This is a genomic window from Streptomyces litmocidini (genome assembly GCF_014649755.1).
Lineage (GTDB): Bacteria > Actinomycetota > Actinomycetes > Streptomycetales > Streptomycetaceae > Streptomyces > Streptomyces litmocidini.
In genome coordinates this window covers 112,850-135,458 of the sequence record NZ_BMTQ01000017.1, presented here as the reverse complement: position 1 = coordinate 135,458, position 22,609 = coordinate 112,850, and the positions used below count along the sequence as shown (strand labels likewise).

The 22,609-nt window shown below is 74.4% G+C and carries 22 protein-coding genes; 8 read left to right on the top strand and 14 right to left on the bottom strand.

The window, feature by feature from the left end; genetic code table 11:
* Nucleotides 1–188: 188 nt before the first annotated feature.
* Both IE180_RS29515 and IE180_RS29510 read right to left on the bottom strand, forming a co-directional pair.
* Nucleotides 189–1,604 (bottom strand): HEAT repeat domain-containing protein, encoded by a 1,416-nt coding sequence (locus IE180_RS29515; RefSeq protein WP_190160002.1) that lies wholly within the window; start codon nt 1,602–1,604, stop codon nt 189–191.
* A 256-nt stretch (nt 1,605–1,860) separates the two neighbouring features.
* On the bottom strand, nt 1,861–2,253 hold the full coding sequence (locus tag IE180_RS29510) for an ankyrin repeat domain-containing protein (RefSeq protein ID WP_190160001.1): 393 nt from the start codon (nt 2,251–2,253) through the stop codon (nt 1,861–1,863).
* Nucleotides 2,254–2,567: 314 nt separating this feature from the next.
* On the opposite strand from IE180_RS29510, the gene IE180_RS29505 reads away from it, so the two are divergent.
* Both IE180_RS29505 and IE180_RS29500 read left to right on the top strand, forming a co-directional pair.
* Nucleotides 2,568–2,762 carry a hypothetical protein gene (locus tag IE180_RS29505; protein ID WP_030691317.1) on the top strand — a complete coding sequence of 65 codons (195 nt, stop codon included), beginning with the start codon at nt 2,568–2,570 and terminating at the stop codon, nt 2,760–2,762.
* A 37-nt stretch (nt 2,763–2,799) separates the two neighbouring features.
* Nucleotides 2,800–4,695, top strand: a complete 1,896-nt coding sequence (locus IE180_RS29500) for a hypothetical protein (RefSeq protein WP_229861008.1) — start codon at nt 2,800–2,802, stop codon at nt 4,693–4,695.
* A gap of 70 nt (nt 4,696–4,765) precedes the next feature.
* Here IE180_RS29500 and IE180_RS29495 read toward each other — a convergent pair whose 3' ends face one another.
* A complete protein-coding gene (locus tag IE180_RS29495; RefSeq protein ID WP_190160000.1) occupies nt 4,766–6,268 on the bottom strand; it encodes an SCO1417 family PLP biosynthesis transcription factor in 1,503 nt (500 codons plus the stop codon).
* A gap of 102 nt (nt 6,269–6,370) precedes the next feature.
* Between IE180_RS29495 and yczE the strand changes: the two genes are divergently transcribed.
* The 4 genes from yczE to IE180_RS29475 all read left to right on the top strand — a co-directional run bounded on the left by yczE (nt 6,371) and on the right by IE180_RS29475 (nt 9,962).
* Nucleotides 6,371–7,159 carry a membrane protein YczE gene (gene yczE, locus IE180_RS29490; RefSeq protein WP_229861007.1) on the top strand — a complete coding sequence of 263 codons (789 nt, stop codon included), beginning with the start codon at nt 6,371–6,373 and terminating at the stop codon, nt 7,157–7,159.
* The gene (locus IE180_RS29485; protein ID WP_190159999.1) at nt 7,156–7,920 is read left to right on the top strand and encodes a glycerophosphodiester phosphodiesterase family protein; all 765 of its coding nucleotides are present in this window, start codon (nt 7,156–7,158) and stop codon (nt 7,918–7,920) included. Before yczE ends, IE180_RS29485 begins: the two co-directional genes overlap by 4 nt.
* Nucleotides 7,921–7,961: 41 nt before the next feature.
* Complete coding sequence (locus IE180_RS29480; protein ID WP_190159998.1) at nt 7,962–9,332, top strand: MFS transporter; 1,371 nt, start codon at nt 7,962–7,964, stop codon at nt 9,330–9,332.
* Nucleotides 9,333–9,587: 255 nt separating this feature from the next.
* Nucleotides 9,588–9,962, top strand: coding sequence for an RNA polymerase-binding protein RbpA (locus IE180_RS29475; RefSeq protein ID WP_015032218.1), 375 nt, complete (start codon nt 9,588–9,590; stop codon nt 9,960–9,962).
* 107 nt (nt 9,963–10,069) lie between these two features.
* Here the strand turns inward: IE180_RS29475 and fxsA are convergent, their stop codons facing one another.
* The 4 genes from fxsA to IE180_RS29455 all read right to left on the bottom strand — a co-directional run bounded on the left by fxsA (nt 10,070) and on the right by IE180_RS29455 (nt 14,123).
* Entirely contained in the window at nt 10,070–10,663 is a 594-nt protein-coding gene (gene fxsA, locus IE180_RS29470; RefSeq protein WP_190159997.1) for an FxsA family membrane protein, read from the bottom strand.
* Between the two features lie 73 nt (nt 10,664–10,736).
* On the bottom strand, nt 10,737–11,513 hold the full coding sequence (locus IE180_RS29465) for a polyprenol monophosphomannose synthase (protein ID WP_190159996.1): 777 nt from the start codon (nt 11,511–11,513) through the stop codon (nt 10,737–10,739).
* A gap of 465 nt (nt 11,514–11,978) precedes the next feature.
* The gene (locus IE180_RS29460) at nt 11,979–13,616 is read right to left on the bottom strand and encodes an amidohydrolase (protein ID WP_190159995.1); all 1,638 of its coding nucleotides are present in this window, start codon (nt 13,614–13,616) and stop codon (nt 11,979–11,981) included.
* A 66-nt stretch (nt 13,617–13,682) separates the two neighbouring features.
* Entirely contained in the window at nt 13,683–14,123 is a 441-nt protein-coding gene (locus IE180_RS29455) for an Lrp/AsnC family transcriptional regulator (RefSeq protein WP_030691308.1), read from the bottom strand.
* 225 nt (nt 14,124–14,348) lie between these two features.
* Between IE180_RS29455 and IE180_RS29450 the strand changes: the two genes are divergently transcribed.
* Nucleotides 14,349–14,720 (top strand): hypothetical protein, encoded by a 372-nt coding sequence (locus tag IE180_RS29450; RefSeq protein WP_190159994.1) that lies wholly within the window; start codon nt 14,349–14,351, stop codon nt 14,718–14,720.
* 9 nt (nt 14,721–14,729) lie between these two features.
* Here IE180_RS29450 and IE180_RS29445 read toward each other — a convergent pair whose 3' ends face one another.
* Nucleotides 14,730–15,821 carry a phosphotransferase family protein gene (locus tag IE180_RS29445; protein WP_190159993.1) on the bottom strand — a complete coding sequence of 364 codons (1,092 nt, stop codon included), beginning with the start codon at nt 15,819–15,821 and terminating at the stop codon, nt 14,730–14,732.
* 94 nt (nt 15,822–15,915) lie between these two features.
* Nucleotides 15,916–17,019, bottom strand: coding sequence for an Rv3169 family protein (locus IE180_RS29440; protein WP_190159992.1), 1,104 nt, complete (start codon nt 17,017–17,019; stop codon nt 15,916–15,918).
* Nucleotides 17,020–17,407: 388 nt separating this feature from the next.
* Here IE180_RS29440 and IE180_RS29435 point away from each other — a divergent pair, with 388 nt between their 5' ends.
* Nucleotides 17,408–17,593, top strand: coding sequence for a hypothetical protein (locus IE180_RS29435; RefSeq protein ID WP_190159991.1), 186 nt, complete (start codon nt 17,408–17,410; stop codon nt 17,591–17,593).
* Here the strand turns inward: IE180_RS29435 and IE180_RS29430 are convergent.
* The 5 genes from IE180_RS29430 to IE180_RS29415 form a co-directional block, all read right to left on the bottom strand.
* Nucleotides 17,556–18,728, bottom strand: a complete 1,173-nt coding sequence (locus IE180_RS29430; protein WP_190159990.1) for an acyl-CoA dehydrogenase family protein — start codon at nt 18,726–18,728, stop codon at nt 17,556–17,558. The genes IE180_RS29435 and IE180_RS29430 overlap by 38 nt on opposite strands.
* Nucleotides 18,729–18,931: 203 nt before the next feature.
* Nucleotides 18,932–19,075 carry an SCO1431 family membrane protein gene (locus IE180_RS29425; protein WP_190159989.1) on the bottom strand — a complete coding sequence of 48 codons (144 nt, stop codon included), beginning with the start codon at nt 19,073–19,075 and terminating at the stop codon, nt 18,932–18,934.
* Between the two features lie 216 nt (nt 19,076–19,291).
* Nucleotides 19,292–19,663 carry a hypothetical protein gene (locus IE180_RS36815; protein WP_229861005.1) on the bottom strand — a complete coding sequence of 124 codons (372 nt, stop codon included), beginning with the start codon at nt 19,661–19,663 and terminating at the stop codon, nt 19,292–19,294.
* 11 nt (nt 19,664–19,674) lie between these two features.
* Entirely contained in the window at nt 19,675–20,715 is a 1,041-nt protein-coding gene (locus IE180_RS29420; RefSeq protein WP_229861003.1) for a helicase-related protein, read from the bottom strand.
* Nucleotides 20,716–21,067: 352 nt separating this feature from the next.
* The gene (locus tag IE180_RS29415) at nt 21,068–22,471 is read right to left on the bottom strand and encodes a C39 family peptidase (RefSeq protein ID WP_190159988.1); all 1,404 of its coding nucleotides are present in this window, start codon (nt 22,469–22,471) and stop codon (nt 21,068–21,070) included.
* Nucleotides 22,472–22,609 lie beyond the last annotated feature (138 nt).

The following is a 22,609-nucleotide window of genomic DNA, read 5'->3' as shown; positions in this document are numbered from 1 at the left end:
GGGGAGGGCCGGGCGGGGACGCGGGCCCCGGCCTGGCCCGGGAACGCCCCGGCCCCCGGGGCGGGGCCACGGTCGGCGGGTTCTCCGCCGCAGGCCGCGCCGCCCCGGGGGCCGGGTGGCGGGTGGCTCGGGTGCGCGAGGTCGGGCCGGGAGGGGTGGTCGGACCTGTCGCTGTCCCGGAGCCGGGGTCAGACCTGGAGGTCCGGCCCTATCCGGTTGCGTACCGCCGCCTGGACCTCGACCTCTTCGGCGGGGTCGGCGGCGAGGCGGCGCAATCGCTCGGCGACGCGCGCGTCACCGGTCTCGGCGTGCTGGGCCGCCACCTCGCGCGTGGTCTCCTCGCAGTCCCAGAGGCATTCGACGGCGAATCCGGTCGCGAAGGTGGGGTCGGTGGCGGCGAGGGCGCGGGCCACGTGGCCGCGCAGCCGGGAGGAGGTCGTCTCGCGGTAGACGTGGCGCAGCACGGGTGCCGCGCAGGCGATGCCGAGGCGTCCGGCGCCGTCGACGAGGCAGGCGAGCTCGGGGGCGTCGGGGCCCGCGGAGCGCACGGTGTCGCGGAGGGCGCCGAGGACGAGGCCGGCGTCCTGGGCGGTGCCGCGGCAGGCGAGGACCTCGGCGGCGGCCGTCCCGAGGGCGTCGGTGCGCCGGACCCACGCGCGGGCGCGGGCGACGGCGTCCTCGCCGCACATCCGCCGGTAGGCGGCGACGGCGACCTCGGCGACCTCGTGGGAGGCGCCGTCGGCCGCGGCCTCGACGAGGTCGAGGACGGCGGGGTCCCGTGTCTCGGCGAGGTGGTGCAGGGCGGCGCCGCGGGCCCCCGTGGCGCCGTGCCGGGCGGCGGCGAGGAGTTCGGGCCGGTCCTCGGGTCCGGCGACGGCGGTCAGGCAGCGGGCGGCGGGGCCGTGCAGGACGGCTCCGCGCTCGTACCCCTCCTGCGCCCAGTCGAGGACGGCCCGGACGCTCCAGCCGGGGCGGGGCCCGGCGGGGCGCATCTGGCGCTGCCAGCGGTCGAAGGAGCCCTGTTCCCGGGCGGCCCTGACCCGGGCGGCGACGGCCTCGCGCGGGTCCTCGGCCCACAGCCGCCAGGGGCGGGGTTCGAAGGCGTCGCGGACGGTGCGCGCCAGCTCGGCGTCGCCGTCCGCGTCGGCCGGGAAGCGGGCCAGCACGGGCAGGGCGAGCGCGCGGAGTCCGGCGTCGTCGTCGCGGAGGGCCAGCTCGTCCAGGGCCCAGGCCCAGTTCGCGCCGGTCGCCGCGTACCGCCGGAGCAGCAGCAGGGCGTCCTGGCGCCCGTAGGAGGCGAGGTGCCCGAGGACGGCGAGCGCGAGCCCGGTCCGGGACTCCTCGGTGTCGAGGTGGTCCTCGGCACCCAGGAGGTGCGCCTCGATCTCGTCGAGGCCTCCGTGGAGGTCCAGGTAGAGACGGGCGTAGTAGAGGGAGCGGTTCTCGACCTGCCAGTCGTGGCGGGGGTCGTCGAGAACGCAGTGGTTGAGGGCCGCGAGGGCCTCGGCGCGTGGCGCGGCGAGCGCGTGCAGGGTGCCGTCGCCGCGGCCCCGCTGCAGCAGACCGAGCAGGGTGCCGCTCGGCGCTATGACTGGTTCGAACATGGGAAGACGCCTCACATCAAGCTGTCGACACGACCGGGGGATACCGGGGGGAGCCCGGTCGGGCGGTACATCGCCCGTACGCCTAGGCCGCGCGGCAACATTCGGGGCCGCCCGTCGTCGTTCGCCTGCTTGTGATCATCTTCCTCAGCCTCTCGTCGGTGACCCGTTTTGCCGGGCCCGACGTCATGATGACCCACCCATTTCGCCACCGCGACCACATTTACGACGCTGCTCCCACCTGGGGTTCAGCCGCCGTTCACCCGGCTCCGAAGAGCTCCAGGAGTTCGGTCCTGCCGAACATGCGGGCGGTGTCGAGCGCGGACGGAGTCCCTGCCTCCGGATCGGCGCCGGCGGCGAGGAGGGCGCGGATCACGGCGTCCTCGCCCTTGAAGACGGCGCCGGCGAGCGGGGTCTGGCCGCGGTCGTTGGGGCGGTCGGCCTCGGCGCCGCGCTCCAGGAGGGCGGCGACCGCGGCGGCGTGGCCGTGGTAGGCGGCGAGCATGACGAGGGTGTCGCCCTTGTCGTTGGTGAGGTTCGCGGGGACGCCCGCGTCGACGTAGGCGGCGAGGGCGTCGGCGTCACCCGTGCGCGCGAGGTCGAAGACCTTCGACGCCAGCTCGACGACCTCGGGGTCCGGAGTCTCGCTCATCGGGTGGAACCGCCTCTCTCTCCTGTCGTTGTCGGCCCGCGCGCGGTGAGCGCGGCCGTACGAGTGAATCGACAGGGTACTGCCCGTCCGTCGACATGACCGCGCCCCACCGAGGCAAAGATCACCACGTCCTCCCGTCCCGGGACCCGCTCCTAGCGCACGCCGGGCATTTCGCCACCCGGCGGGGCGTCCGCTGTCCGCCGGACAAGTGAAATCAGCCGTTTTTCACTCGAATGCACCTTTAATCACATAGATACTCCCGGTGAATCTGGAAGAACTCATGGTGACTGTCCCCTCAACCAGGAGAACAACCAATGATCCTGTCCATCTCAGGCGTGGTTCTGCTCGGCATCATCTGCTTCCTGTTCTTCAAGAAGGACGGCATGAAGGCCTCACACGCCCTCGTCAGCTCGCTGTTCGGCTTCTACCTCGCGGGCACCGCCATCGCCCCGAGCATCACGGCGGGCGGCCAGAGCCTCGCCGGCCTCCTGGGCGGGATCAAGTTCTGACGCCCTTCAGTCCCTTCCACCGATTCAGGAGTACTTCGTGGCCCGGCGACCACTCCCCCGCATTCTGAGCAGCGGCAGCGCACAGATCGCTCGCAGTCGAGAGATCGCGCGCACGGCCGCCGACAGCGCCACCGACGTGCTCCATCCGCTGATCACGGTCTCCCGTGGTCTGCGGAAGCTGGCCGCGACCGCGCGCGCCAGGTGGGCCGCGACCCCCAAGGAGCGGCGTGGTCCCACGCTGCTCCTGGTCGCGGCCTGCGTCCTGGTCGTCGCCCTCATGCCGTACGGGCCGCTCCTCGCGGTCGTCCTGCTCATGGCCGTGGCCGCCTGGCTGGGCCGGGAGCGCCCGGTCGTGAGGACCGGACCCGACGACGCGGAGATCGCCCGGCTCAAGGGCCTGTACGAGGCGCTCGTGCCGTACTTCTCCGTGCCGGAGGACCCCGCGCCGCTCTTCGCCCACGGCGGCGAGTGGAGCGGCGCCTTCGGGGAGTACGCCTTCGACGAGGACGGACGGCTGACCCGGCTGAAGATCGCGTACCCCCCGTACTTCACCGACGGCGAACCGGCCGCCCGCGCCCGCATCGAGCAGCTGCTGCACGCCAAGTCCGGGCGCGGCCGCGAGTACCGCTTCGACTGGGACGAGGAGGGCAACCGGCTCGTCATGAGCGTGCTGCCCGCCCTGCCCACCACCATCGCCGCCCAGCGCTTCGTGACGGTGCCGGGCGAGACCGTCCTCGGTTTCACCGACGCCGACGCCGTGCAGCGGACCGTGCCGGTCGTCTCGGCGGACGGCACGGAGGACGCGCCGGCCGTCGTCTGGCGCACCGGCCCCCGCTCCACCGAGCCGCACCTGCTCGCCGTCGGCCAGCCCGGCAGCGGCACCACTTCCCTGCTGCGCTCGATCGCGCTCCAGGCCCTCCCCCACGGGGACGTGCTGATCGTCGAGGGCGGCGGCACCGGCGAGTACGCGTGCCTGACCGGCCGCGCCGGCGTCCTCGCGGTCGAGTGCGGGCTCTCCGGGGCCCTCGCCGCCCTGGAATGGGCGGCACACGAGACGGAGCGGCGGCTGATCGCCGCGAACCGGGCCCGGCAGGCCGGTCAGCCGGCGCCCGAGGACACCCGCCGTCCGCTGTGGATCCTGCTCGACCGGCCGGGCGTCCTGGGCCACCTGGCCGCCGCCGACGGCCGCCCCGACCCGCAGGAGCTGCTGGAGGTGCCGCTGCGGCACGGGCGCGCGGCGCAGGTCACGGTGGTGGTGGCCGAGCAGTTCGACAGCACGGAGACGCTGAGCGAGGCGGTACGGACCCACACCCGGGCCCGGATCGTCCTCGGCCCCGCCGCCCCGGAGCAGATCGCGGCCGTCCTCGGCGCCCGGCCGCACACCACGCCGACGCCCGAGGTCCCGGCGGGCCGTGGCTACGCGCGCCTGGGCACCGGCCCGGTCCTGCGGCTCCAGGTGCCGGCCACGCCCGACCCGTACGACGACGCGACGAGCGAGGCGCACCGGCGGGCGGTCCTGGACCTGCTCCCGGAGCGCAGCGCGATCACGGCCCCGGCCGCACCCGCGAACCCGCCCGTGGCCACGGTCGAGTCCCCGGCGGCGGTCACGGCCCCGGACACGGTCACGGTCAAGACCCCGGCCGCCGCCCCGGCCGCCGTCGGGGCCCAGGACACGATCACGGCCAAGTCCCCGGCCGTGGTCACGGCCCAGAACACGATCACGGTCAAGACTCCGGCCGCGGTCACGGCCCAGGACACGGTCGCCGTCAAGGCCCCGGCCCCCGCCCCGGCCGCCTCCCAGGGCACGGTGACGATCTCGGCCGCCGTGGTCGAGACGGTCCCCGGCGCGGCCCCCGAACCGGCTCCGGCGCCCCGTCCCGAACCGGACTCCGGCCCGACCCCGTTCCACGCGCCCGTCCCGGCGGAGGGCTGAGCGGGCGGAACCAGGGACGGCGGAGGGCCCCACGCGCGCGCGTGGGGCCCTCCGCCGTCCGTGCGGACCGCTACGCCACGAACGACCTCGGCGGCTCCGCGCCCCCGCTGCCCGCGCCGGACTCGACCAGGCGCGCCGCGGCGGCCAGCCGGGCGGCCGCCTCGTCGGCGACCGGGCCCCCGACCGTGAAGGGCAGCCGGACGAAGCCCTCGAAGGCGCCGTCGACGCCGAAGCGGGGGCCGGAGGGCACGCGGACGCCGACCCGCTCCCCCGCCTCGGCGAGCCGGGAGCCGGACAGGCCGCCGGTGCGGACCCAGAGGGTCAGACCGCCGCGCGGGACCGCGAACTCCCACTCCGGGAGTTCCCGGCGGACGGCGGCGACGAGCGCGTCCCGGTTCCCCCGGGCCTGGTCGCGGCGCAGTCCCACGGCCTCCTCCCAGCCGCCCGTCCGCATGAGCCAGTTCACGCCGAGCTGCTCCAGGACGGGGGTGCCGAGGTCGGCGTACGCGCGCGCGGCCACCAGGGAACGGATGACGTCGGGGGCGGCCCGGACCCAGCCGATGCGCATGCCCGCCCAGAAGGCCTTGCTGGCCGAACCGACGGTGAGGACGGTGGCGCCCGCCGGGTCGAAGGCGCAGACCGGCCGGGGCATCTCCAGGCCCTCGTCCAGGTGCAGCTCGGCCATGGTCTCGTCGACGACGAGGACCGTGCCGGCCGAGCGCGCCGCCTCGACGAGCTGCCGCCGCTGGTCCTCGTCGGCGAGCGCGCCGGTCGGGTTGTGGAAGTCGGCGACGACGTACGCGAGACGGGGCGCCGCGTCCCGCAGCACCTGCCGCCAGCGTCCCAGGTCCCAGCTGCCGAGGCCCTCGGCCATGGCGACGGGCACCAGCCGGGCGCCGGCCGAGCGCATCAGCTGGAGGATGTTGGCGTACGAGGGCGACTCGACGGCGATCCGCTCGCCCCGCCCGGCGAAGAGGTGGCAGATGGCGTCGATGGCGCCCATGGCGCCGGTCGTGACCATGATCTGCTCGGGCATGGTGGGGATCCCGCGCGCGGTGTACCGGTCGGCGAGCATCTGCCGCAGCGCGGGCAGCCCGGCCGGGTAGTCCCCGTGCGTGTGGGCGTAGGGCGGCAGCTCCTCCAGGGCGCCCTGGACGCTCCGGGTGAGCCAGGGCTCGGGCGCGGGCAGCGCCGCGCAGCCGAGGTCGATCATCGAGCCGAGGGACTCGGGGGGCAGCGGTTCGAGGCCGCGCGCGGGCAGCGGGTTCCCGGCGGGCACGGCGGTCCAGCTGCCGGCTCCGCGCCGCGACTCCAGGAAGCCCTCGGTGCGCAGCGCCTCGTAGGCCGCGGCGACCGTGGTGCGGCTGACGGTGAGCGCGAGGGCGAGTTCCCGCTCGGCGGGTAGGCGGGCGGCGACCGGGACGCGGCCCTCCAGGACGAGCAGCCGGATGCCGTCGGCCAGGGCGCGGTAGGCGGGCGGCTTGCGGGTCCCGGGCCCGGCGGGCCGGGGCTGCTGCGCCTGGAGCTGCCGGGCGAGCTGGGCCGGTCCCACCGCCGAAGTCCACTGAGCCATGGAAATCAGTCCACCTTCCTCGAATTGGCCATGGTTGACATCCGATCCCCCGCCACAGAGTGTCATGAGTCAGTCCACTACCACCACCTTGGGGGCAGTCCCTTGTCCATCGCCTCCGGCCTCCGCGGCCGGCACCTCGCCCGTCGGCTCGTCCAGCTGTACGTCGGACTGACGCTGTACGGGGTCAGCTCGGCGCTGCTCGTGCGCAGCGGGCTCGGCCTGGAGCCCTGGAACGTCCTGCACCAGGGCCTCGCCGCGAGGACCGGGCTGTCCATCGGCGTGGTGTCGATCGTCGTCGGCGCGATGGTGCTGCTGCTGTGGCTCCCGATCCGGCAGCGGCCCGGACTGGGCACGGTCTCCAACGTGTTCGTGATCGGACTGGCGATGGACGGCACCCTGGCCCTGGTGCCGGACGTCCACGGCCCGGCCGGGCAGGTGCCGCTGCTCGTGCTCGGCATCGTCCTCAACGGCGTCGCCACCGGCCTGTACATCGCGGCGCGCTTCGGGCCCGGTCCGCGCGACGGCCTGATGACCGGTCTGCACCGGCTCACCGGCCGGTCCGTCCGGCTGGTGCGGACGGCGATCGAGGTCGTGGTGGTCGCCACCGGTTTCCTGCTCGGCGGTTCGGTCGGCGTCGGCACGGTCCTGTACGCGCTCGCGATCGGCCCGCTCGCCCAGTTCTTCCTGCGCCGGTTCGCCCTTCCGGAGCCGGGTTCCGCCGGTGCGGCACCCGCCGCCGGGCCCGGTCCCGCCGGTGCGGCACCCGCCCCCGGGACCGCTCCCGCCCCCGCGGCGCCCGCCTCCGGCGGCCCCGCGCTCGTCCCCGGGCCGGCCTCCGTCCCCTCCTCGGTCGCCGCCGGGACACCGGAAGGCGCCATACTGCGGCCGTGACTCGCGTACGCCACCCCTACCTCGACCACCCCTCCCCCCTCGCGTTCGCCCATCGCGGCGGCACGGCGAACGGCCTGGAGAACACCGCGGCCGCCTTCCGCGGAGCCGCCGCGGCGGGCTACCGCTACTTCGAGACCGATGTGCACACGACCTCCGACGGGGTGCTCGTCGCGTTCCACGACGCGACCCTCGACCGGGTGACGGACGCGTCGGGCCGGATCCGCGACCTGCCGTGGGCGGCGGTGCGGGAGGCCCGCGTGGCCGGCAAGGAGCCGCTGCCGCTCTTCGCCGACCTCCTGGAGGAGTTCCCCGAGGTGCGCTGGAACGTGGACCTCAAGGCGGAGTCGGCGCTCCACCCGCTGATCGACCTGATCCGCAGGAAGAAGGCCTGGGACCGGGTCTGCGTGGGTTCCTTCACCGAGTCCCGGGTGGCGCGGGCCCAGCGGACGGCCGGTCCGCGGCTCGCCACCTCGTACGGGGTGGGCGGGGTGGTCGGACTGCGGCTGCGCTCCTGGGGGATCCCGGCGGCGTTGCGGGCCGGAGCGGTGGCGGCGCAGGTCCCGGAGCGCCAGGCCGGGGTGCCGGTGGTCGACCGCCGGTTCGTGCGGGAGGCGCACGCGCGCGGGCTCCAGGTCCACGTGTGGACGGTGAACGATCCGGCCCGGATGAACTCTCTCCTCGACCTGGGTGTCGATGGCATCATGACCGATCACCTGGAGACGCTGCGCGGCGTGCTCACCGACCGGGGAGCGTGGGCCTGAGCCGCGTCCCGGCCAGGGGGACGAACGAGGAGGGCGCGGCCGTGACCGCTGACACCACCGAGCCGGAGGAGTACACCGCCGGTCCCGCCGAACGACGGCGCGAGCAGCGCGGCTGGTACTTCTACGACTTCGCGTGCTCGGTGTACTCGACGAGCGTGATCACCGTCTTCCTCGGCCCGTACCTGACGTCGGTGGCGCGGGCCGCGGCCGACGCCGAGGGCTTCGTGCACCCGCTGGGAATCCCGGTCCGGGCGGGCTCGCTGTTCGCGTACGCCGTGTCCGCCTCGCTCGTGGTCGCGATCCTGGCGATGCCGCTGGTGGGCGCGGCGGCGGACCGCACGGGCCGGAAGAAGCCGCTGCTCGCGGCGTCGGCGTACCTGGGGGCGGCGGCGACGACGGGGATGTTCTTCCTGGCGGGCGAGCGGTATCTGCTCGGCACGTTCCTGCTGATCGTGGCGAACGCCTCGCTGTCGGTCTCGATGGTGCTCTACAACGCCTATCTGCCGCAGATCGCGGAACCGGACGAGCGGGACGCGGTCTCCTCGCGCGGCTGGGCCTTCGGCTACACCTCCGGCGCGCTGGTCCTCGTCCTGAACCTGGTCCTCTACTCGGGGCACGACTCCTTCGGCCTCACGGAGGGCGAGGCGGTCCGCGTCTGCCTGGCCTCGGCCGGTCTGTGGTGGGGCGCCTTCACGCTGGTGCCGCTGCGCCGGCTGCGCGACCGGCGGACTCGCCCGGAGGGTTCCGAGCGGTCCGGCGAGGGCGCGGTGGGCAGCGGCTGGAGCCAGCTGCGGGCCACGCTGAAGGACATGCGCCGGCATCCGCTGACGCTCTCCTTCCTCCTCGCGTACCTCGTCTACAACGACGGCGTGCAGACGGTGATCTCGCAGGCCTCGATCTACGGCTCCGAGGAGCTGGGCCTCGACCAGACGACGCTCATCACGGCGGTCCTGCTCGTCCAGGTGCTGGCGGTGGCGGGCGCCCTCGGGATGGGGCGACTCGCCCGGTCGCACGGCGCCAAGCGGACGATTCTGGGTTCGCTGGCGGTCTGGACGCTGATCCTGGTGGCGGGGTACTTCCTGCCGGCCGGCTCGCCGGTCTTCTTCTACTTCCTGGCGGCCGGGATCGGCCTGGTCCTGGGCGGCAGCCAGGCCCTGTCGCGCTCGCTGTTCTCGCATCTGGTGCCGCGCGGCAAGGAGGCGGAGTACTTCTCGGCGTACGAGATGAGCGACCGGGGGCTCAGCTGGCTGGGTCCGCTCGTGTTCGGTCTCGCGTATCAGCTGACCGGAAGCTACCGGGATGCCATCATCTCCCTGGTGATCTTCTTCGCCGTCGGCTTCACGCTGCTCGCCCGGGTCCCGGTCCGGCGTGCGGTGGCGGCCGCGGGGAACCCGATACCCGAGCGTATTTAGACGTGGCGATGAAAGGGCGGTAGTGTACGCGTTTGGCCTGCCAGGCGGACCGTTACTGCGTGCTGCTTTGGTGAAGACACCGGGTCACATCTGCCGTCAGATGTGACAAAACGGGCACTGGTGGGTACAACAAGGGGCGGCACGACGGGCGACGCATGACCCGGCACGGGAATCTTTACCGCCGACCGGACGTTGACCGGATAACGACGACAGCGACACCTGTCCTGTGGGCGACAAGCCCGGGAGGCACGATTCATGAGTGAGCGAGCTCTTCGCGGCACGCGCCTCGTGGTGACGAGCTACGAGACCGACCGCGGCATCGATCTGGCCCCGCGCCAGGCGGTGGAGTACGCATGCGAGAAGGGACATCGTTTTGAGATGCCCTTCTCGGTCGAGGCGGAGATTCCGCCGGAGTGGGAGTGCAAGGTCTGCGGAATCCAGGCACTCCTGGTGGACGGGGACGGACCTGAGGAGAAGAAGGGCAAGCCTGCGCGTACGCACTGGGACATGCTCATGGAGCGCCGCACCCGCGAGGAGCTGGAGGAGGTCCTCGCCGAGAGGCTGGCCGTCCTGCGCTCCGGCGCCATGAACATCGCCGTGCATCCGCGCGACAGCCGCAAGTCCGCCTAGCGGACCGCCGCGAGAGCACTACGCCGCGGGGCCCGGTACACATCGTGTGCCGGGCCCCGCGGCGTTCCCGCGCCCCGCCCCCGAAGGAGCGGGGCGCGGGCCTGGGATCAGGGCGTCAGCGGCGGACGGGGCCCCTCGGGCCGACGGGGGCCCTGGGACGCCTCCTCGCGGATGACCTCGCCCTGGACCACCTTTCCGTCCGGGCGGTGGATGCGGGCCTGCTGGAAGGCGTCCTGGAGGCTGCCGGGAGACGCAGCGCCCATCCGGCGCTCGACGGCCTTCTCCGCGTACCGCCCGAGGAACGAGCGGACCTGCGGGATCAGCAGGAGCAGACCGGCCGCGTCCGAGAGCGGACCGGGGACCATCAGGAGCAGGCCGCCGAGCATCAGGAAGCCGTTGCGGTCGTCCGCGCCGGCCCGGTCGGCGGGCGAGGGCGCCGCGCCGGTCCGGGCGGCCGCCTGGGCCTGCTGGAAGGTCGAGGTGAGGTTGCGGAAGGCGCGGCGGCCCGCCCGCTTCACCACGGCGGCGCCGAGCACGGCACCGCCGACGAGCAGGGCGAGGACGGCCGGTCCGCCCGCCACGTCCGCCACCACCGTGAGCAGCCAGATCTCCAGGACCAGCCAGGCGGCGACGCCGAGCGGGAGGAACGTACGCGCGCGGGAGCGCTTGGGGGCGGGGGGAGGCGGTGCGCCGGTCGTCATGGACCCCAGTGTGCCTGGCGCCCCGCCGGAACGTCGTAAAGGAAGGATCAGTGCGGCAGGAGCCGTACGGCCGTCAGGAGGGCTTGCGGCCGAGCATCTTGCCGACCTTCTCCGCGCGCGCCGTCAGACCCCATCCGGTGACCCGCCACAGCGCCTCGACGACGATGTTGCGGCTCATCTTCGAGTCGCCGACCTCGCGCTCCACGAAGGTGATCGGGACCTCGACCACGTGGAAGCCGGCGGCGACCGCCCGGCGGGCCAGGTCGACCTGGAAGCAGTAGCCCGCCGAGGCCACGTCCTCCAGGCCCAGGCCCTCCAGGGTCTCCTTGCGGAAGGCCCGGTAGCCGCCGGTGACGTCGCGGATCGGCACGTCGAGCATCACGCGCGAGTAGAGGCTGCCGCCCCGGGAGATGAACTCGCGGGACTTCGGCCAGTTCACGATCCGGCCGCCCGGCACCCAGCGGGAGCCGAGGACCAGGTCCGCGCCCTTGAGGGCGGTGAGCAGCCGCGGGAGCTCCTCGGGCTGGTGGGAGCCGTCGGCGTCCATCTCGACGAGGACGCCGTAGCCGTGCTCGATGCCCCACCGGAAGCCGGCGAGGTAGGCGGCGCCGAGCCCTTCCTTGCCCTTGCGGTGCAGGACGTGCACGTGGTCGTCCTCGAAGGCGATCTCGTCCGCGAACTTGCCCGTGCCGTCGGGGCTGTTGTCGTCGGCGACGAGAACGTGCGCCTCGGGTACGGCTTCCCGCACCCGCGCGACGATCGGCTTGATGTTCTCCGCCTCGTTGTAGGTCGGAATGATCACCAAGGCCTTGCCGAGCGGGCCGTAACGCCTCTGGCCACCGTCGTTCACTACTGCCCCTTCGGATACATACGCAGGACCCCACCATAGCGAGGTCCCCGGCGTGCTCCGGCGCGGCGGGTCGAGTGGTCCGGGTGACAGACCGGACGGAAGGGGCCACAGGGGCGGGTGAGGTGCGGTGCGGGGCCCGACGTCCTTCGGTCCGACCTGGGATCCGCTGGCTGCGGGTCGACCGAGAGCCGTTGTCTACTGAACGTCCGGGCCCCACCCGGGTCGCACCTTCCGCCGGAGAGACCTTCCCTCGCGGCCGAGGCGCGGGCGGCGTTCGGCCACGGCGTGGGGGCGGTCCGGTCGGACGTCCTGTGGTGGACGCGGTGAACCTACCCGCCCCCGGCGGGCGACTGTCAACACCGGCTTGACCTGCGAAAACCTTCCAAAAGGCCAGGCCGGAGGGGAGAATCCGCAGGTCGGGGACAGGCGTACGGGACGGCGTCGAGGGTCCGAAATATCCCCGTATCAGTCGTTCGGCCGTACGAACACCGTCTGCCCGTGCACCACCGTCCGCAGACAGACGGGGAGATCGACACCGGGCGACAGATCGGGCAGACCGGGCGTTCCGGAGCGCGGGTCGGTGGACCAGCGGGCGACCCGGTCGTCGGGCGCCTGGACGACGAGTTCCTCGGTGCGCCAGACCGCGTAGTCGGCGGGGGCGCCGGGGACCAGCGTCCCCGCGTCGTCCCGGCCCACGGCCCGCCAGCCGCCCCGGGTGTGGGCGGTGAAGGCGGCCCGGGCGGAGATCCGGTGCCCGGGGGTCCGGTGGAAGGCGGCGGCCCGGACGGTGCCCCACGGGTCGAGCGGGGTGACCGGACTGTCGGAGCCGAAGGCCAGCGGCACGCCGGCGCGCAGCAGCGCGGCGTACGGGTTGAGGGTGCGGGCCCGCTCGGCACCGAGCCGGTCGGCGTACATGCCCTCCTCGCCGCCCCAGAGGGCGTCGAAGGCGGGCTGGACGGAGGCGGTGAGCCCCAGCTCGGCGAAGGCGGCGATCGTCTCGGGGGTGAGCATCTCGACGTGCTCGACGCGGTGCCGGGCCGCCCGGATCCGGGCCGGGCCGAGCTTCTCGGCGGCGGCCCTGACGCCCTCGACGACCGCGGCCACCGCCGCGTCCCCGATGGCGTGGAAACCGGCCTGGAGGCCCGCCTCGGTGCAGGCGACGACGTGCAGGGCGATGGTGGCCGCGTCCAGGTGGGCCGAGCCGCGGTGCCCGGCGTGGTCGGCGTACGGCTCGTGGAGGCAGGCCGTGTGGGAGCCGAGGGAGCCGTCGGCGAAGAGGTCGCCGGCCGCGCCGAGCGCGCCCAGGGCCCTCGCCCGCTCGACGTCGAGGTCGGCCCAGTAGCCCACGACCCGGGGCCCGGCCTCCTCGCGCGCGAGGTCCAGGAGTCCGGTGAAGTCCTCCTCGGAGGAGATCTGCGGGCCGCCGCACTCGTGCAGGGTGCCGATGCCGAGGGAGGCGGCCCGCAGCCGGGCGGCGCGCTGCGCCTCGGTGCGCTGGAGCGGGGAGACGGCGGCGAAGGCGGCCGCGCGCACGGCGTGGTGGGCGTCGCCGGTGAGCGGGCGCTGCCCGTCGTGGAAGCCGTCCAGGTCGCGGATGCCGGGCACGAGGTCGAGGAGGGCGGTCGTGACGACGGCCGAGTGGACGTCGATCCGGGTCAGGTAGAGCGGGCGGCCGCCGGTGAGCCCGTCGAGCTCGGCGCGGGTGGGCGGGCGGCGCTCGGGCCAGCGGGAGGCGTCCCAGCCGTGGCCGATGAGGATGCGGTCCTCGGGCCGGGCGGCGGCGTGGGCCCGGATCAGCTCCGCGGCCTCGGCGAGCGAGGCGGCGGAGGACAGGTCGAGTCCCGTGAGGGCGAAGCCGGTGGCGGTGGTGTGCACGTGCGCGTCGACGAACGCCGGGGTGACGAGCGCGCCCTCCAGGTCCACGACCTCGTCCACGCCGGACGCGAAGGCGTCGGCCGCGCCCTCCGAGCCCACCCAGGCGACGTGACCGCGCTCCACCACCATGGCGGTGGCGAAGGGGTCGGCGGGGCTGTGGACTTCTCCGCCGCGCAGCAGCACGGTGCGGTGTTCGCCGGGAGACGCAGGGGGCATGGACTCACTCATGGCACCAGGCTAGGACCTGCCGGGACGCGGTTCGTCCGGCAGGTCCCCCCGGTGGTGCCGGGCGCGTCAGATGCGCGGCGGCCTGGCCTCGTACGGCGTGGACAGGACGACGGTCGTGCGGCTGGAGACCCCGGCCTGGGAGCGGATGCGGGTGAGCAGGTGCTCCAGCTCCAGCGGGGTGGCGACGCGGACCTTGAGGATGTAGTTCTCGTCGCCCGCGACGCTGTGGCAGGCCTCGATCTCCGGGATGTCGGCGAGCCGGTCGGGGGTGTCGTCGGGGGCGCTCGGGTCGAAGGGTTTGACCGAGATGAACGCGGTGAGCGGCAGGCCCACGGCCTCCGGGTCGACGACGGCGGCGTAGCCGCGGATGACCCCGCGCTGCTCCAGCCTGCGGACGCGCTGATGCACCGCCGACGTGGACAGGCCCGTGGCCTTGCCCAGGTCGGTGTAGCTCATGCGCCCGTCCTTGACGAGCAACTCCACGATCTGACGATCCAGCTCCTCCATGCGGTGACCCTATTGCTCCGCGGGGCCGGGGGCACAGTCGGGGGCGGCCCGTATGGGGCGCTATGGGCCGTCACGGGGCACCTGCGACGGGCATGTGACGAACGCCACAGGTTTGCGCCCGGCCCGGGGCCCCGCCTCACGGTTATGCGGAGTTCCGCATGGGAAGTGCTTGCTGTGGTCGAGGCCGTACGGATCCGGCCGACCCAGCCAAGGGGGAGATTCCCAATGCAGGAGCCTGTTGAATCGGTCGACACGTCCGACGAGCTCGACGCGTACGACACCTTCGAGATGTTCCGGGTCGTCTGCCCGGAGTGCGTGCAGCCCATCGCGCTGCTCGCGGACGAGGACGCGCTGCCGGAGCACGCGCTCTGCCCGTCGCCGTGGAACCCCTTCGTCCTGACGGTCTGCCCGGGCACGGGCCTCCCGGCCGCGGACGCCCGCCCCGCCGACGACGACGTGCTGGGGGTCCAGGAGCAGGACACCGCACTGCTCCTGACGCTCCCCCAGGGCCTCGACTGGCGCACGCAGCCCTTCTCGCACGTCGGCGGTCCGGGCTCGCGTCCGATCCGGGTGCCGCAGATGCGGCGCGCGGCCTGAGCCGGCCGGCTACCAGTAGCTTCCCCGCACCATCGCCGCGAGCGTGGCGTGGTGCAGGATCAGGCCGTCGGGGTCACCGGGCACCTCGACCTCGCCGAAGTGGGCCTGGCGGTACGCGATCCTGAGCATCACGATCGCGTGCCGCAGCGCCGCGTAGAGCGTGTGGAACTCCATGTCGCGCGGGGTGTGGCCGGTCAGTTCCGCGTACCGCCGTTCGACCGCGTCGCGCCGCAGGAAGTCGGGCAGCCCCGGCCGGCCGGAGCCGACGGTCAGGTCCTGGAAGAAGCGGTGCAGGTAGACGGTCCAGCCGAGGTCGACCTCGCGGGGGACGTACGCCGCCATCTCCCAGTCGAGGACGGCGGCGGGCGTGAATCCGTCGTAGACGATGTTCCCGATGCGCGCGTCGCCCCAGCCGAGGACGGCGGGGCCCTCGTCGGCAGGCCAGAGCTCATCGAGCCGGTCGAAGGCCGACTCGATGAGCGGTGAGGGCGCGAGCCCCTCCACGACCCACGCGTAGTAGGCGCGTTGGGCGTCCACGTGCCGGCGCAGTGGGCTGCCGGCGCCTTCGGGCAGCAGGAACTCGGCCTCCTTCGCGGGGAACTGGTCGTGCAGCCTGGCCAGCACGGAGACGGACCCGGCCTCCAGGAGGTCGCGTTCGGCGTCGGTGGCGGCGTGCAGCCAGTTCCCCTCGTACGTGTAGGGCATGACGTCCGGCGGGACGCGGCCCTCGGCGCGGGCCATCACGAAGAAGGGCGCGCCCAGCGGTTCCGGGTCCTCCTCCAGCCAGAGCACGCGCGGCACGGGGACGTCGGTGTGCTCGCCGACGAGGCGCATCACCCGGTACTGGCGCGCCATGTCGTAGACGGGGAAGACGGTGTACGCGGCGGGATCCGCGGCGAGCCGCAGGGCGCAGCCTCGCACGGGGGCGTCCGGGTGGTCGAGGTCGAAGAGCAGGGTCTCGCTGGACATGCCGTTGGAGCCGGGGACGGCGAGGCCGGCGACCCGGGCGCCGGGCAGGTGCCGGTCCAGCCAGACGGCGAGCCGCCGGCCGAGCTCCTCGGGGTCGCGGGTGGTGGTGCGGGGACGCGGGGCGGTGGCCAAGGGGCGCTCCCTCTCGTGGACTGGGGCCTGTCTTTCGGATCGGGCCGGGCTCGCGGGGCCCGGCGCGAGCCCGGACCGATCCGGAAGACAGGCCCTATGCGGTGAAGCCGCTGGGGTCGTGTCGGCCGAAGGAGCCGTGTTCGAAGATGCCGTGGCCGGTGCGGCCGTCGAGGGTGAAGCGGGCGGCGTGGTCGGTGACTCCGTAGGCGGCCACGGGGTGGGCGGCGGGGTCGGAGAGGTCGTAGACGCGGCGGTCGGTCCAGCCGCGGCCCTGCCAGGTCCCGTGCTGCCAGTCGGTGGCGGGCGGGTAGCCGGCGCCGACGGCGAGCGGGGAGGAGGCGAGGATCTCGACGCCGATCTCCAGGGGTTTTCCGGCCGGGTCGGTGAGGTGGACGGTGGCCCGCTCGGGACGGCGGGTGCCGGGGCGGTACGTGATCTCGGTACGGGGCCAGCCGAGCTGGGTGTCGCGGTGGCCGTTCCGCACGAGCAGGGCCTCGTTGAGGGTGCGGTAGCCGTCGGCGTCCTCCTGGGCGATGACCATGAGGAAGCGGTCCTCGAAGCGCATCGGGATCCAGAGCCAGTGGAAGCCCTCGGGGCGGAACTCGGCGGCGCGGCCGGGTTCCTCGCCGGGGAGGGGGCGGACGCCCCAGCTGCGGTCGCGGGTGCCGGTCCACTCCCCCGCCGTGACGGTGAACTCCTCGCCGCCGGCCCTGAGGGTGCCCGCGCAGTGCCCGGCCTGGACGAAGCGGCGGCCTTCGAGGGTGAGCCGGCCGCCGTGGCGCTGGGTGTGGTGGGGTTCCCAGACGGCGGGGAAGTCGCCGGTCCAGGTGAGGTCGAAGGAGAGCCCGTCCGGGTCGTCGGGGTCTGCCTCGCAGTGCAGGGAGAGGCGTCGGAGGGGTTCGTCGACGGTGATGGTCAGCGGGCCGACGGAGAGGTCCGTCCGGTCGTCGCCGAGGGCGTCGGAGGCGCGCACGGCGTGCAGCCGGTCGCCGGTGCGCAGGGTGGCGTAGGCGTCGACGACCCCGGTGTTGGGGTAGACGCCGAGACCGGTGACGAGCAGGGCCCGGCCCGCGTGGTCGAAGACGTGGAAGATGCACCGGTCGTAGGCGTTCCGGTCGCCGCTGACGTGGTGCTTCATCGAGAGCGGTGCCTGGTGCACGGGGTATTCGTCGAGCGCGACGGGCCGGTCGTCGTCCACGGCTGTCCTCCTGAGCGGCGAATGGGATCTGACGGTACGTCAGTTTCTGTTCGGGGGGCCAGAGTCGTGCACCGGGTACCGGGCGAACTGCCGCTCGAATCCGCTCGGCGGTGACCCTCGGCCGTCGGGGCGCGTTGGTCAGGGCATGACCACGCTGTACACCACTCCCAGCGGTTACGGTCGGCACCGGCAAGCCGAACCGCGCGGTGAAGAATCGGTTCCTCAGCCGCCGTCGCCGGAGCCGGCACCGGCTCCCGCGCCGGCCCCGGTGCTCGCCCCGGCACCCACGCCCGCGCCGCCTCCCCTGGCTGCCCCGGCCCCCGTGCCCGCGCCGACCCCCGTTCCGGTGCAGGGACAGGGACAGGGACAGGGACAGGGACAGCCTCAGGTGAAGCCCCCCGTCCCCGCCGACCCGCCCATCTACCGGGACGTGCTCTCCCTCTGGGCCAGCCAGGGCCGCACCCTGCCCGGCCACCGCGACCAGGAGTGGACCAGGCTCGCCGCCGGACCGGTCTGGGCGGACCGCACCGTACGCGTCAGCGGGACTCTGGTCCGACCAGGTGGCGGGCGATGACCACGCGCTGGATCTGGTTGGTCCCCTCGACGATCTGGAGCATCTTCGCCTCGCGCAGGTACCGCTCCACGGGGAAGTCCGCCGTGTAGCCGTAGCCGCCGAGCACCTGCACCGCGTCCGTCGTGACCTGCATGGCGGCGTCCGTGCAGAAGAGCTTGGCCATCGCCGCGCGCCGGCCGAAGGGCCGCCCCTCGTCCCGGAGCCGCGCCGCCTCCAGGTACAGCGCCCGGCCCGCCTCGATCCGGGTCGCCATGTCGGCGAGCAGGAAGCGGAGCCCCTGGAAGTCCGCGATCGGCCGGCCGAACTGGCGGCGCTCCCGCGCGTACGCGACGGCCTCGTCCAGGGCCGCCTGGGCCAGCCCCACGGCACAGGCGGCGATGCCGAGCCGGCCCGAGTCCAGGGCGTCCAGGGCGATCGCGAAGCCCTGCCCCTCCCCGCCCAGCCGCCGGTCGTCGGCGATCCGCACCCCGTCGAAGTGGAGCTGCGCGGTGGGAGAGCCCTTCATGCCCATCTTCCGCTCGGGAGGGGCGGCGCCCAGCCCCGGCGCGTCCCCCGGCACCAGGAAGGCCGTGATGCCGCGCGCTCCCGACCCGCCGGTGCGGGCCATGACCGTGTAGAAGTCCGCGATCCCGCCGTGGGTGATCCAGGCCTTGGTGCCGTCGACGACCCAGTCCCCGCCGTCCCGGACGGCGCGGGTCCGCAGCGCCGCCGCGTCCGATCCGGCGGAGGGTTCGGAGAGGCAGTACGCGCCGAGGAGACCGCCACCCAGCATCGCGGGCAGGTGCGCGGCCCGCTGGTCGTCGGTGCCGAAGCCCGCGAGCGCGTGGCAGGCCAGGGTGTGGACGCTCACCCCGAGCCCGACGGTGAGCCGGGCGGCGGCGAGCTCCTCCAGGGCCTGGAGGTAGACCTCGTACGGCTGACCGCCCCCGCCGTGCTCGGGGTCGTACGGCAGTCCGAGCAGGCCGGAGCGGGAGAGCAGCGCGAACAGCTCGCGCGGGAAGCGGCCGGTGGCCTCCTCCTCGGCGGCGCGCGGGGCGATCTCCCGCCGGGCGATGTCACGCACCAGGGAGAGCAGTTCCCGCGCCTCGTCGGTGGGCAGTCGGCGTTCCACGCCGTCCGCGGTGCTGTCGGTCATGGCCGGACGCTCCTCCCTGCCGGGCGCGGGCGCGCGCGGAGTGCCGAGATCGCGGGGAGTATGCCCGTTCCGGCCCGGGGGATCACGCGGACGCCGAGGATGCACACGGTTGCCCGGCCGGGCCGACGCCGGGGGCACACACGGTCACCGGACCGGGCCGACGCCGGGAGGACGCACGCGGACGCCCGCCGGTCACGACGGCCTCACATGAGGCCCGCCCGGGTGACGAGGAGGGCGAGCAGGACGACCAGGGTCCAGCCGAGGACGTGCTCCAGGACCTCGGGGCCGTCGTCGGGGCCGCCGGTCCGGGCGCGGACGAGGAGGCGGGGGTGGGTGGTGGAGGTCATGGGAACCACCATGCGCCACGGGCACCGCCCCGCGGTAGAGACGTCCGTCACGTGCCCCGGGTCCGCCGCGCAGGGGGTGGGCGGTGCCGGCCGCCGCCCCGGGCGCCGTCGGGCGCGGGGCTCGTGGCCCCGTGGCCGCACGGCCCGATCAGGCCCGCACCGCCGCGTACGCACCGAGCCAGGCCGGACAGCGCTGGGCCTCCTCCAGGATGCCGGTCATGAAGTCCACGGGGATGCCGAGGACGTACGAGGGGCGGCCGCGGAAGAGACGCGGACGGGGCCCGCGAGCAGCAGGACCGCGCGGGCCGGGTCTCCGGCCCGCGGCCGTTGTTCGTCGCCCTCCGGATCCGGTTCCTCCGTCGGGCCGGGACCCCACGGGTCGTCCGGCTCCTCGTCCGCCTGCCCGGTCTCCCGCAGGACCCGGCGCAGGGCGGCCTTCGCCCGCTCGGTGAACGGCGCCTGTTCGAGTACGGGCGGGCGGGTGCTGAGCAGGGTGGCGAGCAACTGCTCCGCGATGTGCGGGCCTTCGGGCGACGGGGCCTGCCGCAAAGCCGTCGCCAGGTCGTCGGCGAGCACGGAGTCGACCATGAAGCGACTGGTCAACCGGCCCAGCGCGCCGGGCTCGAGACGGCCCTGGTCGGCGACGGACCGCAGACAGCCCACCGGGCGAGGAACTGTGCCGCCTCGTGCAGCGGTTCGACGCCGTCGTGCCCCTGGTGCGCGGCGAGCCTCCCGGCCCACCAGTGCTCCGCCTCGTCGAGGGTCGGAACGCGTTCCCGCACCGCCTCGGCGAGGAGGTGGTCGGCCAGGTGATCGTCCAGGCGCGAGCGTACGGTGTGGCCGGCGGCCAACCGGGCCTGCCAGTGCGCCCGTTCCGCCGGGTCGCTCAGCAGGGACGCCCAGCCCTCGCGCTCTCCGGCACCGATGCGCCCGGCTCGCCCGAACACCTGATGGGCCATCGACACCTCGATGCGGTCCAGACCGAGGGGCGTGTCGCAGACGACGACCGCGCGGGCGGGGAGGTCGACGCCGGCCGCCACCGTGGAGGTGGCCACCAGGATCTCGGCCTCGCGGGCGCGGAACGCCTGCTCGGCCTCCCGCTTGTACGGCCGGTCCCGGTGGTGCGGGCGCACCCCGGCCTCGGTGCACAGTCGCTCGACGAGTTCGGCGTCGTCGGCGTCCACACCGGCGGTGGGCACGCCCCGGTGGGCGGCCGGCGCGAGCGCCGTGGACCGTGCCCCGCGCTTGCTGCCGCAGCAGACGAGAACGCCGCCGCCGTCCCCGGTGACCTGCCGGGTGACGCGGACGGCCGCCTCGGTGCTGCCGGCGGCCCGTGCCGCCCGGTCCGCCGGCAGCAGCTCGTCGACGGGCACGTACGTGTCGCCGTCACCGTCCGGCAGCTCCTCCAACGCGTCCCCCTGGGCGGCGAAGGCGTCCCGGGCCACCACCGCCCGTGGCCCGGCGGCGGGTGCCACGCCGTCCGGACCCGCCGCGACCAGCTCCGTACAGCCGCCGCCCGTGTCGTCGACCGTGCCGACCTGACCGGCCTCCTCCCAGTAGCGGCTGACCCGGTACGGGACGTCCCGTTCCCCCAGCCACGCCCGCGGCCCTTCGTGCTCCGGGCCGTCGGGAAGGATCACCCGCACGTCCTCGGCCGCCGCGAGCGCCTCCTCGGCCGGGCGCCACGCGGGATCGGCCGCCTTTCACCGCATCAGGGCGCGCCGCGCGGTCCCGTCCGGCACGGCCAGGTCCTCCGGCCACACCGGGCCACGGGCCACGCGCACCCCGGACGTGGCCTCGCCGGAACCCCGACGGCCGCGGTCGCGGTGAGCCGCGGCCCGGCCGGGCGGGGCACGGAGCCGGCCAGCACTGTGGCACCCATGATCACCGCGCGCAGGCGGTTCGCGGGTTTCACCCGACCGGGGTCGGGCCGCCGGGACGACCGCGGGGCCGTACGTGCTCACAGCAGGAGCGCGAGGGGGTCCCCCGTGCTCACAGCAGACCGAGCGACCGCAACACCCGGTGCTGACCCGGTGCCGGCTCAGTGGGCCAGTAGAGGTAACAGACCCCGCCCGTACCGCTCCTGACCTTGCCGTTCGCGTCGTACCGCTTGGTGCGGAGCCAGATGTTCTCCCACTCGCGCCGCCGGTAGACCCGGCGGACGGCCTCGTTGCTGGGGGAGGCCGGGTCGTTGGCGATGACGTCGCCGTCCGCCGTGAAGCCGATGACGGTCATCAGGTGGCCCGAGGTGCCGTACCCGGCTCCGGTCAGCTCCTCCTTGCGGAAGGACTGGGACGTTATGGCCGGGATGCCGACGCGGACCAGCGATTCCAGTTCCGTGAGCGAGCGCAGCCGGGTGACCACGGCGTTCATGTCGGGGTAGGTGGCCGCGTAGGCGGCGTTGAAGGGCCAGTTGCCGCAGCCCTGGTACTGGTGGTCGTAGGTGAAGCGGGCGGCGTGGCAGACCTGCGGGTCGGCGAAGGCCGGGTTCACCCAGGCCAGCTGTTCGGCGGAGGGGTGGCGGCCCCAGTACTCGACGATCATCTGCGAGGAGGTCGGGCTGCACCAGGCCTCGCCGCCGTTGTCGTACTCGGGGTACTGGCCGACGTGGGTGTTCTGCGAGTAGCGCGGGACGTCCAGCTCGTGGTCGAGGCCCGGTTCGGTGGCCGGGACGGTGAAGCGGTCGGGGACGTCCGAGGCCATGGCGCCGATCCGCCGAACCGTCGGGGTGAGGTCGGTGCCGGGGGCGCGGTGGAGGGTGAGGCGCAGCCGGTACGAGCGCAGCCGCAGGCCGCTCGCGGCGTCGTCGATCGCGAAGGTGTCGGTCCAGACGGTGCTCCTGCCGTCGGTCTGGTCGTCGACCGAGGTGCGGCGGATGTCGCCGTCTCCGGAGGCCCAGCGGCCCATCACGTACCAGGGGGTGGTGGTGGCGTCGGAGTACGTGCCGGACAGTTCGACCTGGAGCCAGGTGCCGGGCGGGGTGGAGGCGTTCCAGGAGGCGATGACCTCGGTGGCGGGCACGGCCGGGGTGTGGACGGGCGAGGTCCAGCTCGCGTACTCCCAGGCGGAGGTGCGGCCGGTGTGCGGGTCGGTGTAGTCGACGAGCCCGGCGGGCGCGGCGAGGACCAGGCCGGGCCGGGGACCGGCGACCGCCTTCGTGCCGGCCGTCGTACCGCACCGCCAGTCCGTGTACGAGGACCAGAAGCGGTTGTCGACGAGCCCGGCGTCGGGGGCGTGGCCCCGCTCGGCGTCGTCGGCCGCGCGGTCGGGGGCGGTGCTGCCGGGGCCGGTGCCGGTCGCGGGGTCCGCGGCGGTGGCGGGAGCGGCGGCGGCCGTTCCCGCGGCGGCCGCGAGCGCCGCGGCGAGGACGGTTCTGCGTGGGGTGGAGCTGGTCATGGGCGGTGACCCCCAGTCGAGAACGGTGGGCGTACGAGCGTGCCGAGGCGTGGACGGACGGGCCTCGGCACCGGTGGAGGGGCGGGCTGCGCGGGCCCACTATCCCGGCTCCCGTGGGGCCTCCGCCAGCACTTCGGC

Bases quoted from the DNA above. Each gene is read 5' to 3' on its own strand.
- IE180_RS29515 (WP_190160002.1), bottom strand. From the start codon at position 1,604: ATGTTCGAACCAGTCATAGCGCCGAGCGGCACCCTGCTCGGTCTGCTG.
- IE180_RS29510 (WP_190160001.1), bottom strand. From the start codon at position 2,253: ATGAGCGAGACTCCGGACCCCGAGGTCGTCGAGCTGGCGTCGAAGGTC.
- IE180_RS29505 (WP_030691317.1), top strand. From the start codon at position 2,568: ATGATCCTGTCCATCTCAGGCGTGGTTCTGCTCGGCATCATCTGCTTC.
- IE180_RS29495 (WP_190160000.1), bottom strand. From the start codon at position 6,268: ATGGCTCAGTGGACTTCGGCGGTGGGACCGGCCCAGCTCGCCCGGCAG.
- IE180_RS29475 (WP_015032218.1), top strand. From the start codon at position 9,588: ATGAGTGAGCGAGCTCTTCGCGGCACGCGCCTCGTGGTGACGAGCTAC.
- fxsA (WP_190159997.1), bottom strand. From the start codon at position 10,663: ATGACGACCGGCGCACCGCCTCCCCCCGCCCCCAAGCGCTCCCGCGCG.
- IE180_RS29460 (WP_190159995.1), bottom strand. From the start codon at position 13,616: ATGAGTGAGTCCATGCCCCCTGCGTCTCCCGGCGAACACCGCACCGTG.
- IE180_RS29455 (WP_030691308.1), bottom strand. From the start codon at position 14,123: ATGGAGGAGCTGGATCGTCAGATCGTGGAGTTGCTCGTCAAGGACGGG.
- IE180_RS29450 (WP_190159994.1), top strand. From the start codon at position 14,349: ATGCAGGAGCCTGTTGAATCGGTCGACACGTCCGACGAGCTCGACGCG.
- IE180_RS29430 (WP_190159990.1), bottom strand. From the start codon at position 18,728: ATGACCGACAGCACCGCGGACGGCGTGGAACGCCGACTGCCCACCGAC.
- IE180_RS29425 (WP_190159989.1), bottom strand. From the start codon at position 19,075: ATGACCTCCACCACCCACCCCCGCCTCCTCGTCCGCGCCCGGACCGGC.
- IE180_RS36815 (WP_229861005.1), bottom strand. From the start codon at position 19,663: ATGGTCGACTCCGTGCTCGCCGACGACCTGGCGACGGCTTTGCGGCAG.
- IE180_RS29415 (WP_190159988.1), bottom strand. From the start codon at position 22,471: ATGACCAGCTCCACCCCACGCAGAACCGTCCTCGCCGCGGCGCTCGCG.